Consider the following 14,355-nt stretch of genomic DNA (forward strand, 5'->3'; position numbering starts at 1 on the left):
AATTCCAGGTAGGAGCAGCCTTGTGCTGCGAAGAGGCCGGTGAAGACACCATTAATCTTCGCTGCTGCCACTGGCCTCTTCGCAGCACAAGGCTGCTCCTACCCGGATCGCGCATGGCGGGAAGGCAGGGCTAGTGGGTTGGCTGCGATGTGGCTAAAGCCACGTCCGCGCTGGAGGAATGCCTGGACGGCGGACTGCTTGAATGCGGTTTGGGGGGGCGCTCAATTCCAGGTAGGAGCAGCCTTGCGCTGCGAAGAGGCCGGCGAAAACACCATTAATCTTCGCTGCTGCCACTGGCCTCTTCGCAGCACAAGGCTGCTCCTACCCGGATCGCGCATGACGGGAAGGCAGGGCTAGGGGGTTGGCTGCGATGTGGCAAAAGCCACGTCCGCGCAGGAGGAATGCCTGGACGGCGGGCTGCTTGAATGCGGTTTCGGAGGCAGCTCAATTCCAGGTAGGAGCAGCCTTGCGCTGCGAAGAGGCCGGCGAAGACACCATAAATCTTCGCTGTTGCCACTGGCCTCTTCGCGGCACAAGGCTGCTCCTACCCGGATCGCGCTTGACGGGAAGGCAGGGCTAGTGGGGCCGGCTGCAGGCCTCGCCACCCTGGCATATCCGCCAGCAAGCGGCGTGTGTACTCACTCGCTGGTTGCTCGAATACCTGCTCGGTAGGCCCTTGGTCCACCAGCCTGCCCTGGCTCATCACCAGCACCTGGTCGCTGATGCCGCGTACCGTGGCAAGGTCGTGGGACACGAACAGGTAGGTCAGGCCCAGGTCGCGTTGCAAGGTCTGCAACAGCTCCAGCACTTGCGCCTGCACCGGTGCGTCCAGCGCTGACAGCGGCTCATCCAGTACCAACAGTTCCGGCTCGGCGGCCAGCGCACGGGCGATGGCGACCCGTTGCCGTTGCCCACCGGACAACTGGCCAGGGCGCCGCTGCAGCAAGTCGGCAGGTAGCCCGACACGCTCCAGCAGCTCGACCACCCGCTGGCGATCATCGCGCCGGTTGCCGATGGCGAAGGCGCGCAGCGGCTCACTGATGATGTCCAGCAGGTTGTGCCGCGGGTCGAGTGCAGCCCAAGGGTTCTGGTAGACCAACTGCACCCGGCGCCGATAGGCCTGCAACTGTTTGCGCCCTGCGCCAAGCACCTGCTCGCCATCAAACAACACGCTGCCTGCGTCGGCCTGCTCCAGGGCCAGGATGATGCGCGCCGTGGTCGACTTGCCAGAGCCCGACTCGCCAACCAGGCTGGTAGTGCTGCCACGAGGCAGGCTGAAACTGACATCCGCCACCGCCGCCGCCCCCTGGCGGTTGAAGCGCCGCTGCAGCCCATTGACCTGCAGCAAGGGCGCCGCAGGATGATCGGTCGGGCGGGTACGACGCTGCTGCAACCGTGCCAAGGGTGAGGCATTGAGCAACTGGCGGGTGTAGGGGTGGCTGGGGGTATGCCACAGGTGTTCGGGCGTGCCGCTTTCGAGCAGTTGGCCGTGGCGCATGACCAGAATACGGTCGGCCCGGTCCAGCGCCACCGCCAAGTCATGGGTGATCAGCAACAGGCTGCTGCCGCGCGCGCGCACCAAATGCTGCAAACGGTCGAGGATCTGCCGCTGGACACTCACGTCGAGGGCGCTGGTGGGCTCGTCAGCGATCAGCAGCGGCGGGTCATTGGCCAGGGCAATGGCAATCAATACCCGCTGGCACATGCCGCCCGACAACTGATGGGGGTAGCACCGCAGCAGTTGCTCAGGTGCCTTGAGGCCAACTTGCTGCAACAGGACCAGCGCCTTGGCATGGGCTTCACTGTGCGCTTCGCCATGCACGGTCATGGCTTCGATCACCTGCGCGCCGATGGTCTTGACTGGGTCCAGCGACGTACCTGGGTCTTGTGGCACGAAGCCGACCAGCCGACCACGACGGGTTTGCCAGTCGCGCTCATTGAAGGTGTCGAGCGCCTGGCCCTGCAGCCACAGTTGGCCGTTTTGCCGTGCTGTAGCCGGCAACAGACCCGCCAGCGCGGCCGCGGTAGTGGACTTGCCTGAGCCGGACTCGCCGACCAGGCAGACGACTTCGCCCGCGCCAATCTCCAGGTCCAGCGCCTGTACGGCGGGTTGTTGGCTGCCGGGGTAGTCGACGCGGAACTGGCGGATACGAACCAGTGGTGAACTCATCACGCTGCTCCCTCAAGTTGTTGCAGGCTGCGCGCCAGTTGTTGTGTGGCCAGGACCACTGCAGCCACCACCAGGCCCGGCAAGGTGGTGTACCACCAGGCGACGACCATGTAGTTGCGCCCCTCGGCGATCAGCAAGCCCCATTCCGGCTGGGGCGGCGGCGCGCCGAAGCCCAAAAAGCTAAGCGCCGAGACGGCCAGCACGGCGCTGGCGAATTCCAGTGCGGCCAGGGCCAGCAACGGCCCCGCGGCATGTGGCAACACGTGGCGGCAAAGGTTGGTCCAACTGCCAACCCCGGCCACCTGCGCCGCCTCGACAAAGCTGCGGCGGCGCCAGCGCAAGACTTCGCCACGTGCCAGGCGGGCGAACATCGCCACCGAGGAAAGCCCCACGGCCAGGGCAATTTCCAGCGTGCCAAAACCCAGGGCAGTGACGATGGCCATCGCCAACAACAAGGCAGGAATCGCCATCAGGACTTCCACCCCCATCGCCAGCAGCCGGTCGGCGACGCCACCGAACCAGCCGGCAATGCCCCCCAGCAGGCTGCCGGCGACCAGGGCGATCAGTACCGCGATGCTGGTGGCCTGCAGCGACAGTGCCGCGCCATGCACACAACGCGCATACAGGTCGCGGCCCAGGTGGTCCGTGCCGAACCAGTGGTCGGCGGAGGGGGCTTGCAGGGCCTGGCTCGGGTCGGCCAGCAGCGGGTCGGCGCTGCTGAACAGGTTCGGCCAGAAGGCCCAGCCCAGCACCACGATGAACAAGGCCACGCTCAGCGTCAGTGGCAGGCTTGGCCAGCGCACGGGGCGTGCCAGGCGGTAGGCAGGTTGCAGGATCATGGGCGGCTTCCTTGGCGGATACGGGGGTCGAGCAATGGGTAGGCCAGGTCGGTCAGCAGGTTGGTCAGCACGTACAAGGCGGCGGCCAGCAGTACTACGCCCTGGACCACGGCGATGTCCTGGCTGGCAACAGCACCTTGGGCCAAGCGCCCGATGCCATCACGGGAGAACACGGTTTCAGTCACCACCGCGCCGGCCAGCAGGTTGCCCAGCAGGGTGCCGGCCAGGCTCAGCAAGGGGATCGCTGCGTTGTGCAGGATATGCACGCCAAGCAGCCGCCATGGCCCGACACCCTTGCTACGCAGGGCCTGCACAAAGGGCTGTTGGCTGACCGTGGCGATCGAGCGGCCAAGCACCTGGGCGATCATCGCCGCGCAGGGCAGGGCCAAGGTCACGGCCGGCAGAACCAGGCTGGCCAGGCCTTGCCCACCCATGGCCGGCAACCAGTGCAGTTGAAAGGAAAACAGTTGCAGCAGCACCAGCCCGACCCAGAAGGTCGGCAGCGACACCACCACGGCAGGGGCATTGTGCAGCACGCTCTGCAACGGTCGCTGGCGTACGCGATGGGCCGCGAGCGCTAGGCAGATGCCCAGTGGCAGCGCCAGGCCAAGCGCCGTGAAGGCCAACGCCAGGGTGGCCGGCAATGCCGCTGCAAGGGCTGCGGTGACCGGCTTGCCGGTCTGCAGCGAAGTACCCAGGTCTAGCTGCAGCAACCGCCACAGGGCACCGGTGTACTGCTGCCAGAGGCTGCCGTCGAGGTGATAGCGAGCGCGCAGCTCAGCGACCTTGACCGGGTCTGCCGAGCCCGGTTCGCCGCTTTGCGCCAGCAGGATCGCTACCGGGTCACCGGGCAGCCCATAAAGGATGGCAAACGACAGGGTAAACGCTGCCCACAGCACCAGCAGTGACTGGGCCAGGCGCCACAGGTGCGCGGGGTGATGGTTCAGGGCGTTCATCGGTCAGTGACTCCCCGGTTGTACCAGCCAGGTGTCGTAGAACTGCAAGCGGGTCGAGGCCTCGTAATGCAGGCCGCGCACCGCATCGCGGAACGCCGTGACCGTAGCGGCCTCGACCAGCGGGATCACGTGGCCCTGCTCGAGCAGCTCGCGGCTGGCCTGGTGGATCAACGCTCCGCGCGTTTGCACATCGAGGCTGGCAGCCGAATCGATCAGGGTCTGGTCCAGTGCCAGCGGCCCCCGCACATTCACATTTCGCCCGCTGGCGAGGAACACCGTGCGTAGCACGTCCGGGTCGGCGCGGGTCAGGTTGAAGAACCACAGTTCGTAGTTCAGCGATGTCTGCAGCAGGCTGACCTGGCCAATGGTGGACTTGTTCAGGCGCAGCTCGATGCCGGCTTGACGCAGTAGCTGCTGTACCAACTCCAGCACCGGTGTACTGGCCTGCCAGTAGTCGAGGGCAAAGCTCAAGCGCTTGCCATCGCGCTGCCGCCAACCGTCGGCCCCCTTGTGCCAGCCGGCGCTGTCCAGCAGTTGGCCGGCACCTTGTGGGTCATAGGCGAGCACCGCGCTTAGGTCCTGGTAGTAGGGCGTGCTACTGGCGAGCACGGAACTTGCTGGTTTCTGGTAGCGGGAAATCACGCCCTTGAACTGGCTGCGGTCGATCGCCTTGTTCAGTGCCTGACGCACCTTGGCATCGTCCAGCGGCGGGCGGGACTCGTTGGGCGTCAGGTTGAAGACGATGCCTGGATTAGACCGTGCGATGGACGCAATGCCCTGGGCCTGCAGCACCGCTTCGTCCTGTACCGGCACGCTGGTGTTCACGTCGATTTGCCCGGATAGCAGGCTGCCCAGGCGCACACCGGACTCGGGCAGGATGTGAAACTCGATAGCCTCCAGCCAGGCACGGCCCTTGTGTTCGGCCAGCGAAGACGGCCAGGCGTAATCGGCGCGGGCTTCGACGCGCACCTGGCGGTTGTGCTCGAAGCTTTTTACGTTGAATGGCCCGGAGCCCGCCAAGGCGCCCTGGCAGCGTTGTTCGGCGCTACGTGCCAGGGTACTGGGTGCCAGCAGCCCCAGGCTCATGGTCGAGGTCGCCTGAAGGAACTGCGCGTTGGCCTGTTTGAAGCGGATGCGCACGCTCAGCGGCCCAATGACTTCGACGGTTTCAAGGCCAGCCAGGTAAGTACTGGCCAGTTGTGCCTGGGCACCGAGGGCGACGATGGCCTCAAAGTTGGCCTTGACCGCTGCGGCGTCCAGCGCGCTGCCGTCGCTGAAGGTCACCCCTTCACGCAGGTGAAAGGTGAACTGGCGCGAGTCGTCGCTGACTTCCCAGCGCTCGGCCAGCCAGGGCACGATCTCGGCGGTCTGCGGGTTTTGATCGGTCAGCGAGTCCACCAATTGCCGGCCAACGTTGAGGGCGGTGTTGTTGCCCGCCTGTTGCGGGTCGATGCAGTTGGGGTCGCCGTCGAACGCCACCCGCAGCACGCCGCCATGCTGCGGCTGCGCCGGGGCACCCAGGTTGGCCTGCTGCGCGCTTTTACCATCGCAGCCGGCCAGGCTCAGGGCAATGGCCAGGCTCAGTGTCGCCAGGGGTCGGAACATGGGCTCTCCTTAAAAGAAACGGTTGGCGCGGTAAGGCAGGCCTAGGTTTTGCCGCAGGGTGGTGCCGGCGTATTCGCGCTGGAACAGGCCGCGACGTTGCAGCTCTGGGACCACGCCATCTACGAAGTCATCGATGGCTGAGTGCAGGCCGCTGAACATGATGTTGAAGCCATCGGCGGCGCCGGCTTCGTACCAGGCCTGCAGGTCATCGGCGATGCTCTGCGGGGTGCCGATCAGGATGCGATGGCCGCCGGAGGTGAGTTGGTTGAACAGCTGCCGCACGGTCGGCCGCTCACGGCGGATCAGGTCGAACACCAGCTTTTGTCGGCTCTGGTGAGTGTTGGTGGTGAAGGTCTCTGGGGGCAGGGGCACTGCTTCGTCGAAGGGCAACTCCGAGAGGTCGTAGCCGAGGCTGGCGAAGCGCGAGATGGAACTGAGGAAGGCCTTGGGTTCCAAGAGCGCTTGCTGGCGGTCGTACTTGGCCTGGGCCTCAGCCAGTGTCTTGCCCACTACCGGCGAGACGCCGGGCAACACTTTCAGTGCATCGGCACGGCGCCCAAAACCGGCGGCGGCCTGCTTGGTCTCCTCGTAGAACGCCTGGCCTTGGGCGATGGTGTGCTGGGCGGTGAAGATCAATTCGCCAACCCGCGCCGCCAGCCGCTTGCCAGCTACAGAAGCGCCGGCCTGGGCGACCACCGGATGACCTTGCGGCGATCGCGCCACGTTGAGCGGCCCGCGCACCTGGAAGTGTTCGCCTTGATGTTCGAGCACATGCAGTTTGTCGATGTCCAGCCAGGTACCACTGGCCTTGTCCTGGACAAACGCATCGTCGGCCCAGCTGTCCCACAGGCCGCTGACCACGTCGTAGAACTCTTCGGCACGGGCGTAGCGGTCATCGTGTTCGACGTGCTCCTGGCGGTTGAAGTTTTCGCCGCCGCCCAGCGACGTCACCAGGTTCCAGCCGGCCCGGCCTCCGCTCAGGTGGTCCAGTGCAGCGTATTTGCGGGCGATGTTGTAGGGCTCGTTATAAGTGCTGCTGGCCGTGGCGATCAGGCCGATATGGCGGGTGCTGGCGGCCAGCGCCGGGGCAAGGATCAAAGGGTCCCAACGCACGCTGTTGGGGCCACGCTGCAGGGCCAGGTCGAGTTTGACGTCGAGGGTGTCGTTGAAAAAAAGCGCGTGAAACCGCCCGGCTTCCAGCTTGCGGGCAATGTATTGGTAATGCTCCAGGCTCTTGAAGGTATCGAGCGGTGCCTCCGGAAGGCGCCAGGCGCTGCCGCTAAGGGTGCCGGGGACGAACGCGCCGAGTATGAACGGGCCGTGGCTCATGGTGCTTCTCCTGGCGCCCGCCACACACGGCGGGCGCTGTGTGGGTGGGGTCAGAAGTTGTAGGCGATGCGCGTGTACCAGAAGCCACCGTAAGGGTCGAACGGCGAAATGGCACCGAACTTGGGGAAGCCATTGGTATCGCCGGCGGGGTAGCCGTTGTTGTCGGCACGTACGTCGAACAGGTTGTTGGCACCCACGGCAACATCGAAGTGGTCGGTCAGGGCGTAGGCGACTTCCAGGTCAGTCAGCCACTTGGCGCCGTAGGTCACGTCATAATCGGGGTTGGCGTCGCGGGCGATGACTTTGTCGTAGCGGGTCAGGCCGGCGTTGATGGTGAAGCGCTCGATCTGCCAGTTGGCGCTGAGCATCAGCTTGGTCTTGGGGTTGGCCACGGTCAGGTAACCCTGGGCGACGCGGTCGAACAGTTCGAGGTTGTTGCCTGCGGCGCGCAGCGATGCCGGTGTCTGCTTGATGTCGTCGATGATGGTCTTGTTGTAGTTGACCCCCAGGCCGTACTTGACCCGGCCAAAGCGCCCATAGTCGACGCGGTAGTCGGCCACCAGGTCGACGCCACGGGTGGTGGTGTCAGCTGCGTTGGTGAAGTACTTGACGCGGTAGCCTGGCTTGTAGCCGTTGGCGACCAGTTGCTGATCGACGCCGTTGCCATAAAGGAAGCCCGTCAATGCAATGCGGTCGCGGATTTCGATTTGGTAGGCATCCAGGGTCACGCTGGCCTGCGGCAAGGGTTGCCAGGTCAGGCCGAGGCTGATGTTGCGTGACTTTTCCGGGCTGAGGTCTTCGGCGCCCAGGGCTTTGGCCAACGGCGAATCCACCCGCACGGTCTTGGCTTCGACGAACTGCGCCACACCGTCGACGGTGGTGTACTGGTTGGCGGTCTGGGCGTAGACCGACTGCGACAGCGACGGGGCGCGAAAGCCGTTGCTGAGGGTGCCGCGCAGGGCAAAGGTTGGCGTGAAGTCGTACCGTGCGGAAAACTTGCCGCTGCGGGTATTGCCGCTGCTGTCATCGTATTTTTCGAAGCGCGCGGCCACGCCGAGCCAGAGTTTTTCCGTCGGGTTCAGGCCCAGGTCGAGGTAGCTGGCGTAGCTGTTGCGGCTGAGTTGGCCTTCATCTTCCGGGGTCAGGGTAATGGCGCCTTGGGCGCCCACCGCTGCCGGTTGGCCTGCCAAGGGGCCGCTGGGGTAGAAGTAGCCGCCGTTGATGTACGAGAGCGGGTCGTCGGACTCGGTCTTGTACCGTTCGTGGCGGTGTTCCAGGCCCCAGGAAACCTGCAAGGGCTTAGCCAGGCCAACCTCGAAGGCGCGGGTCAGGTCGAGGTTGTTGGTCCACTGGTCGAAGGTATTGGTATAGGTGTCGAAGCGGGTCGGGCTGGTCGGGCCGAGCGAGGCGTTGAGGGTTTCGTCGGCACCGGCTTGGCCTTTGTCGCGGCCGAAGGTGGAGCTCAGGTCCCAGTGCCATTCGGCGAACTCACCCTTGCCACCGGCGGCTGCCTGGTAGTCGGTTTCTTCCAGAGTGTAGAAGGGGGCGGTGCCGTCCGGGTAGATCTCGGGGATGATGTTGGTGGAATTGGGCCGGCGGTAGTTTTGCCCGCCGCGGGCATCACGCTTGCTGAAGGTCGAGAAGGAATACAGGGTCAGCGCGTCGCTCACCGGCAGTTCGGCGTTATACGACAGGTTGATGGCCTTGATCTTGGGCAGGCCGTTTTTTTGCACTTCGCGGTCGGCGGTGTCGTTGCGGGGGTCGCCGGCGAAATACAGGTTGCCGGTGGCGGCGCGTGAGCGGGTGGCGGTCTGGACCGACTTGGCGTCCAACGCATAGTTGAAGAAGCCGCCGTTGTCGCCCAGGGCCAGGCCCTGGTTGAGGGTTTGCCGCAGGTTACCGCCGTCGCCGTCCTCGTAGTATTGGCCATATTGGGTGCTGGCCGATCCGCCGTTGTCGCGCTGCTTGAGGATAATGTTGATCACCCCGGCGATGGCATCGGAGCCGTACTGCGCCGAGGCGCCGTCGCGCAGTACTTCGACGTGGTCGATGGCACTGATGGGGATCATGTCCAGGTCCACCGGGTTGGTCCCGTAGGCGGCGGTGGAGTCGAGGTTGATCACTGCGCTGTTGTGGCGGCGCTTGCCGTTGACCAGCACCAGTACGTTGGAGCCGTTAAGCCCGCGCAAGCTATAGGGGCGGGCGATGCTGTCATTGGACGAACCGGAAGGGCGCTGGGAAAACGATGGCAGCGTTTTCTGCAGGGCACCGCGCAGGCTGGACTCGCCGGTTTGCTCCAGTTGCTTGCTGTCGATGACGTCGATCGGTGCCGGGCTGCTGGTGACGGTACGTACTTCGCTGCCCCGCGAGCCGGTGACGATCACCGTGTCGAGGGCGGCGTCATCCTCCGCTGCCATGGCCAGGGGGGTGAGCAGGTAGCCAGCGAATACGGCGGGTGCCAGCGTTAAAGAGGTAAACACAGACTTCATGACTGTTCCTTGGGTTCGATTGGCAGATCAGGCCCTGGATGTGCGATCGAACGGGCTCTCATAAGGTGTTTCACGCAGTGCAGGCGCAGCCTGGCCCGCAGGAGGTCCGTTGCTCCCGTGGCTGAGGTGCCTGTGAATCGTCCGGCGCGCGCCGGTGCGGGGTTGCCGCGGCGGGTCTCTAGCCGCTGAGCAAGGGGGTGAAGCGGTCGTCCCAGAAGCCCCGCACATCCAGTGCCTGGCGGATCAGCCCACTGTCGTGGAACAGGTCGGCGATGTGCTGCTGGGCAACGATGTCTGCCTGGCTGACGGGCAATAGCCGACAGGGCTGCTGACGTTGCGCGAACTGTTGCAAATAGAGGTCGCTGGAAATCCCGGTAAGGGCTTGGTTACGTGCAGCCCATTCATGGGGGTTGTGCTCGACCCAGTCCCAAGTGGCTTTTTCGCGCTGCAAAAAGTCGCGAATGGCGGCCTGTTTGCCCGGCTGCTGCAACGTCTGGGCGGTGGTTGCAATCAGGTAGTTGCCGCAGTGATAGGGGCTGGCGTCGGCCAGCGCCATGCCATCCATGGCCGTCTGCGCTTGCAGGGCACCGATACCGCCGGCGACGATGGCGTCCAGGTGGCCGTTTTGAAATGCCACCAGCGCATCCCGGGCAGGCATGGGCCTGGCCTGGATATCGGCAAGGGTCAGGCCGTTGTCGCGCAGCAGGTTGAGTATCAGGTAGTGGGTGTCGGTGGCGCGGACGAAGCTCACGCGCTTGCCCTTGAGGTCAGCGATGGAGGCGATGCCGCTGCCGCGTTTGACGATCACATTGCTGCGGTTCTGCTCGCCTTGGTAGCTGGCGATCAACACCAGCGGGTTACCGGCCACGCTGGCGAACAGCGGCAACACCGGGCTCATGAAGGCGTAGTCGAGGCTGTTGCTGGCAAAGGCTTCCAGCACCATGGCGCCCCCGGGCACGTCTACCCAGTGCAGCGGGTAGGGTGTTTGCGCTTGGCCCGCGTCGGCGAGAAAACTCGCGGCCTGGCCCTTGTAGCGCCAAACCCGCAAGGCTTCATTGGCGCGTGCCAGGGCGGGGGCCAAGCCTACGGCCAGCCCGGCAATGGCGCTGTAGCGTAGGAAGGTGCGGCGGCTGATGCTGATTGCCATAGGGTGCGCCTCAGTCCAACAGGTCGGGTTGTTGCTGGACGATGCGGTCCCACAGCGGCAGGAAGTTCAGCCAACCGAACAGCTCGCGCTGGGCAGGGTTGACGGGGGCTTCGTCCAGGTCCGGGATACGCGGTTGGCCGGCAGCGTAAGCCAGCAGGTGGGCGCGGGCGCTGTCGTCGGCGAGGATGAAGCGCCAGGCGGCGCTTTCCACAGTCTGGCCCGTGGTCCACAGGCCGTGGTTCTGCCAGACCAGCAGGTTGTTGTCGGCGAAGGTTTCGACAAACGCTTGTGCCACTTGGTCGCGGTCTTGCAGCAGGCCGCCTTCGGGCGTGCGCAGGGCGTGGCGGTCGAACAGCACCTGCTCACCGGCGAAGGCAGACGACTCTGCAGTGATCGGCTGGAACAAACGCCCCAGCGCTGACCAGGCCCGCCCATGGAAGCCATGCAGGTGGGCGATACCCACCACGTCAGGCCGGGCGCGTTGCAACGCGTAATGCAGCTCAAGGGCGCTGGTATTAAGCAGGCCGTCACCTTCGACCACCTGGCCTTCGCCGTTGACCCGCAGCAGGTCACGGGTGCGGATGTGCGAGAACGGCACTCCCAAGGGGTTGATCCAGTAGTGGTCGGTCTCGATCGGGTCGCGTGCCGTGAAATGGCCGGCCAAGCCTACTTCAAAGCCCAGTTCGGCGAACAGCCGATAGGACGCTGCAAGGCGCTGCTTGCGGTGCAGACGCTCGGCGAACGGGTCGCTGAAAGCGGGTGGAACGGTGATTTGCAGGCGATTATCACGGTTGGGCAGGCGGGCGACACTGTGGCGCGCAGCAGGTTGGCTCATGGCAGTACCTCACGGAGGAAATGATCGTTTGCCGATCATCCGTTCTGCCATGTCCGCCGTTTCAAGGGCAGGGCTCGCAGGTGGATGAATCGGGGCCTCCACCATGCGAGGGGTCGGGTCTGAGGGGACTGTAGCAAGGGGGTAGGGGCGGAAAGAAATACTGTTTTGATCTATTTTTATTATTATTTTTACGAATAAAAATTAGCGCTGATATTTGAATAATGCATTTAAGACGTGTGCTTGCCCGTGACGCTGGGCCTTGCGGGCAAAAGCCCTGGCTGAAGCATGGGTGGAAACTACTCAGCGCTGTTCACCTTTGGTGCGTAAATGCCTCAAATCAAGGCAGCTGGCACACATCATCTCGCCTCATTCGATGCTTAAATATGCAGAGTGCACAGTATTGTCTGTGCTGTTCGCCCGATGCGCTTCGGTTTCCATCCCTTGTAAAACCGGCCCGCATATTGCTCTTACTGCTCCCGTCTTCCACCCGGAGCCCCGTGCAATGAGCTCACCAACCGAATTCCCGCTTTGCGAAGCCCCGCAGTCGTCCCGCAAGGGCCTGCTACCGATAGCGATGGTGCTGTTCAGCTTCACATTCTTCACTGGCACGATGTTCGCCGGTGGCAAATTGGGCATGGCCTTCAACTTCGTCGACATGCTGTGGGTTGCCACGGTCGGCAACACGCTGTTGGCGTTATACGCCGCAACCCTGGCGTTCATCGCGTCACGCAGTGGGCTGAATACCGTGTTGATGGGCCGCTTCTGTTTCGGTGAAGCGGGCAGCCGACTTTCCGACTTCTTGCTGGGGTTCGCTGAACTGGGCTGGTACGCCTGGGGCACCGCGACCGTAGCGATCGTGCTGGTCAAATTGTTGGGCCTGGCGGGCGGCTTCACTGTGCCGCTGATGGTGCTGTTCGGCCTGGGCTTCAGTATTACGGCCATTATCGGCTTCAAAGGGCTGGACCTGTTGTCGCGGGTATCAGTGCCCTTGATGTTCGTGCTGTTGCTGGTGTCGATGTACATCGCCACTCACGATGCCGGTGGCTTTGCTGGCCTTGCCGCGGTGGTACCACACGAGACCATGACTTTTTCGGCGGCCGTGACCATGGTCTTCGGCACCTTCGCCAGCGGCGCCACCCAGGCCACCAACTGGACACGCCTGGCACGCAGCGGGCGGGTGGCGGTGGTTGCCAGCATCGTTGCGTTTCTGCTGGGCAACGGCCTGATGGTGGTTGCCGGTGCCTGGTGCGCGATGGTGTATCAGCAGGCCGACATCGTCGAGGTGATGATGCTGCAGGGCCTGTCGTTCGCGGCGGTGGTGATGCTCTGCCTGAACCTTTGGACCATCCAGGGCCCGACCATCTACAACGTGTCGGCAGCTGCCTGCCACCTGCTGCGCAGTGAGCGACGGCGAACCGCGACGCTGGTGGCGGCAGGGGTGGGCATTGTGCTGGCGATTGGCGGCATGTACGAATTGCTGATTCCGTTTCTGGTGCTGTTGGGTTCGGTCATCCCGCCAGTAGGTGGGATGATCATGGCCGATTTCTGGTATCGCCACCGTGGCCAGTATCCCGCATTGGCCACAGCCACCCTGCCGCGTTACAACCTGAGGGGGCTTTGTGCCTATGCCGTCGGCGCGGTACTGGCGTATGCCTCGCCCTGGGTTGCGCCGTTGGTAGGTATTGCTGCCTCAGCGCTGTGCTACATCCTCTTGCTTGAACTGAGCGGCCGACGCCGGGTGGTGGGCGAGGCCGGTGTCGAGCCGTGAGCCTGGCACTGGAAGACATTCTGCACCTGCCTGGCTTGCAGGACATGACCGTGCGCGCAGGCGCACGCAACCTGCAGCGTCGGGTGCGCTGGCCTTACGTCGCAGAGAACGAGGGCATCGCTGAGTGGGTGATGGGCGGCGAACTGGTGTTCGTCACCGGCATCAACCACCCGCGTGGCGAGGCCAACCTGCTGAGCCTGGTGGAAGACGGCGAGGCCGTGGGTATTGCCGGCTTGGTGATCCTCACTGGCGGCACTTTCATCCAGGCTATCCCGCCAGCGGTGGTTGCCCGCGCCGAGCAACTGGGCTTGCCGTTGATCGAGCAGCCCTATGCGCTGAAAATGGTCGTGGTCACCCACCTGATCGGCACGGCCCTGGTGCAGATGACCCAGGTGCGCCGCTCGCGCAACGACATCCTCGGGCAGCTGTTGACCGGCGACTACCCAAGCCTGGCCATCGCCCGGCAACGGGCAACGCACCTGGCCCTGGCGCTGGACGAGCCGCGACGCCTGCTGGCGCTGCGTTTGTCGGGCGTCGATGGCGTATTCGAGCGCCATGGGCTGGCCCAAGGCGAGCGTTTGTGGCAAGGCATTCGCCAAGCCCTTGAAGACCAGCTCGAGGCCTGGTGCCGCAGCCGGCCGGGCACCGTGACGGCCCACTTGCCGGGCGATCTGTTCGTACTGTTGCTGCCCGATGCACCGGGCTTGCCTGCTACGCTGGCCGCGCTGCACCGGCAATTGGCGGGCGTGGCAGGGGAGCTGGGCCTCTATATGGGGCTGTCGAGCCTCGCGGAAGATTGCGCGCACTACCGCCGCGCGCTCAACGAGGCCCGCCAGGCCCTGGAAGTGGCGCAAAACCTGCGTCCCGCCAATGGCTATTGCGATTTCAGCGAGCTGGGCGTGCTGCGCCTGTTGCAAGGGATCGTCGATCGGTCATTGATCGACGACTTCGTCGCCCAGACACTAGGGCCGCTGATCGCGCCCGGCCGCAAGCACCCGAATACACTGGTGCATACCCTCGATGCCCTGCTCAAGGAAAACGGCAACGGCCTGAAGGCCGCGCAACGCCTGGGGCTGCACCGCAATACCATCAATCAACGCATTCAACGCATCGAACACCTGAGTGGGCAGTCGCTGGACGACCCGCTTTTCCGTATGAATGCTTCGGTCGCCATGCTGGTGTGGCGCATGACCGAAGCCCAAGGCAAGGAGTAACGC

General features: G+C 64.3%; 10 protein-coding genes. 2 read left to right on the plus strand and 8 right to left on the minus strand.

Features of this window, described 5'->3' with window-relative positions; genetic code table 11:
• Positions 1–544: 544 nt before the first annotated feature.
• From D886_RS0106805 to D886_RS0106840, 8 genes are all read right to left on the minus strand, one after another.
• Positions 545–2,170: an ABC transporter ATP-binding protein gene (locus tag D886_RS0106805; RefSeq protein WP_027593178.1), complete on the minus strand. Its 1,626-nt coding sequence runs from the start codon at positions 2,168–2,170 to the stop codon at positions 545–547.
• Positions 2,170–3,009, minus strand: coding sequence for an ABC transporter permease (locus tag D886_RS0106810; protein ID WP_050580726.1), 840 nt, complete (start codon positions 3,007–3,009; stop codon positions 2,170–2,172). Before D886_RS0106810 ends, D886_RS0106805 begins: the two co-directional genes overlap by 1 nt.
• On the minus strand, positions 3,006–3,965 hold the full coding sequence (locus tag D886_RS0106815) for an ABC transporter permease (protein ID WP_027593180.1): 960 nt from the start codon (positions 3,963–3,965) through the stop codon (positions 3,006–3,008). Before D886_RS0106815 ends, D886_RS0106810 begins: the two co-directional genes overlap by 4 nt.
• A gap of 3 nt (positions 3,966–3,968) precedes the next feature.
• Positions 3,969–5,570 (minus strand): ABC transporter substrate-binding protein, encoded by a 1,602-nt coding sequence (locus D886_RS0106820; protein WP_027593181.1) that lies wholly within the window; start codon positions 5,568–5,570, stop codon positions 3,969–3,971.
• A 9-nt stretch (positions 5,571–5,579) separates the two neighbouring features.
• Positions 5,580–6,899: an LLM class flavin-dependent oxidoreductase gene (locus D886_RS0106825; protein ID WP_027593182.1), complete on the minus strand. Its 1,320-nt coding sequence runs from the start codon at positions 6,897–6,899 to the stop codon at positions 5,580–5,582.
• Between the two features lie 50 nt (positions 6,900–6,949).
• Positions 6,950–9,388: a TonB-dependent siderophore receptor gene (locus D886_RS0106830; RefSeq protein ID WP_027593183.1), complete on the minus strand. Its 2,439-nt coding sequence runs from the start codon at positions 9,386–9,388 to the stop codon at positions 6,950–6,952.
• A 178-nt stretch (positions 9,389–9,566) separates the two neighbouring features.
• Positions 9,567–10,535: an ABC transporter substrate-binding protein gene (locus tag D886_RS0106835; RefSeq protein ID WP_027593184.1), complete on the minus strand. Its 969-nt coding sequence runs from the start codon at positions 10,533–10,535 to the stop codon at positions 9,567–9,569.
• A gap of 10 nt (positions 10,536–10,545) precedes the next feature.
• Positions 10,546–11,370, minus strand: coding sequence for a class II aldolase/adducin family protein (locus D886_RS0106840; RefSeq protein ID WP_027593185.1), 825 nt, complete (start codon positions 11,368–11,370; stop codon positions 10,546–10,548).
• 502 nt (positions 11,371–11,872) lie between these two features.
• Between D886_RS0106840 and codB the strand changes: the two genes are divergently transcribed.
• A complete protein-coding gene (gene codB / locus D886_RS0106845; RefSeq protein WP_027593186.1) occupies positions 11,873–13,138 on the plus strand; it encodes a cytosine permease in 1,266 nt (421 codons plus the stop codon).
• Entirely contained in the window at positions 13,135–14,352 is a 1,218-nt protein-coding gene (locus tag D886_RS0106850; RefSeq protein WP_027593187.1) for a PucR family transcriptional regulator, read from the plus strand. Before codB ends, D886_RS0106850 begins: the two co-directional genes overlap by 4 nt.
• The last annotated feature ends 3 nt before the right edge of the window (positions 14,353–14,355 follow it).

This window comes from Pseudomonas sp. LAIL14HWK12:I7 (assembly GCF_000483465.1).
Classification (GTDB): Bacteria; Pseudomonadota; Gammaproteobacteria; order Pseudomonadales; family Pseudomonadaceae; genus Aquipseudomonas; species Aquipseudomonas kermanshahensis.

What these genes read in the sequence shown, in the direction of transcription:
- D886_RS0106835 (WP_027593184.1), bottom strand. Translation starts at nt 10,535, where the DNA reads ATGGCAATCAGCATCAGCCGCCGCACCTTCCTACGCTACAGCGCCATT.
- D886_RS0106810 (WP_050580726.1), bottom strand. Translation starts at nt 3,009, where the DNA reads ATGATCCTGCAACCTGCCTACCGCCTGGCACGCCCCGTGCGCTGGCCA.
- D886_RS0106830 (WP_027593183.1), bottom strand. Translation starts at nt 9,388, where the DNA reads ATGAAGTCTGTGTTTACCTCTTTAACGCTGGCACCCGCCGTATTCGCT.
- codB (WP_027593186.1), top strand. Translation starts at nt 11,873, where the DNA reads ATGAGCTCACCAACCGAATTCCCGCTTTGCGAAGCCCCGCAGTCGTCC.
- D886_RS0106815 (WP_027593180.1), bottom strand. Translation starts at nt 3,965, where the DNA reads ATGAACGCCCTGAACCATCACCCCGCGCACCTGTGGCGCCTGGCCCAG.
- D886_RS0106825 (WP_027593182.1), bottom strand. Translation starts at nt 6,899, where the DNA reads ATGAGCCACGGCCCGTTCATACTCGGCGCGTTCGTCCCCGGCACCCTT.
- D886_RS0106820 (WP_027593181.1), bottom strand. Translation starts at nt 5,570, where the DNA reads ATGTTCCGACCCCTGGCGACACTGAGCCTGGCCATTGCCCTGAGCCTG.
- D886_RS0106805 (WP_027593178.1), bottom strand. Translation starts at nt 2,170, where the DNA reads ATGAGTTCACCACTGGTTCGTATCCGCCAGTTCCGCGTCGACTACCCC.
- D886_RS0106840 (WP_027593185.1), bottom strand. Translation starts at nt 11,370, where the DNA reads ATGAGCCAACCTGCTGCGCGCCACAGTGTCGCCCGCCTGCCCAACCGT.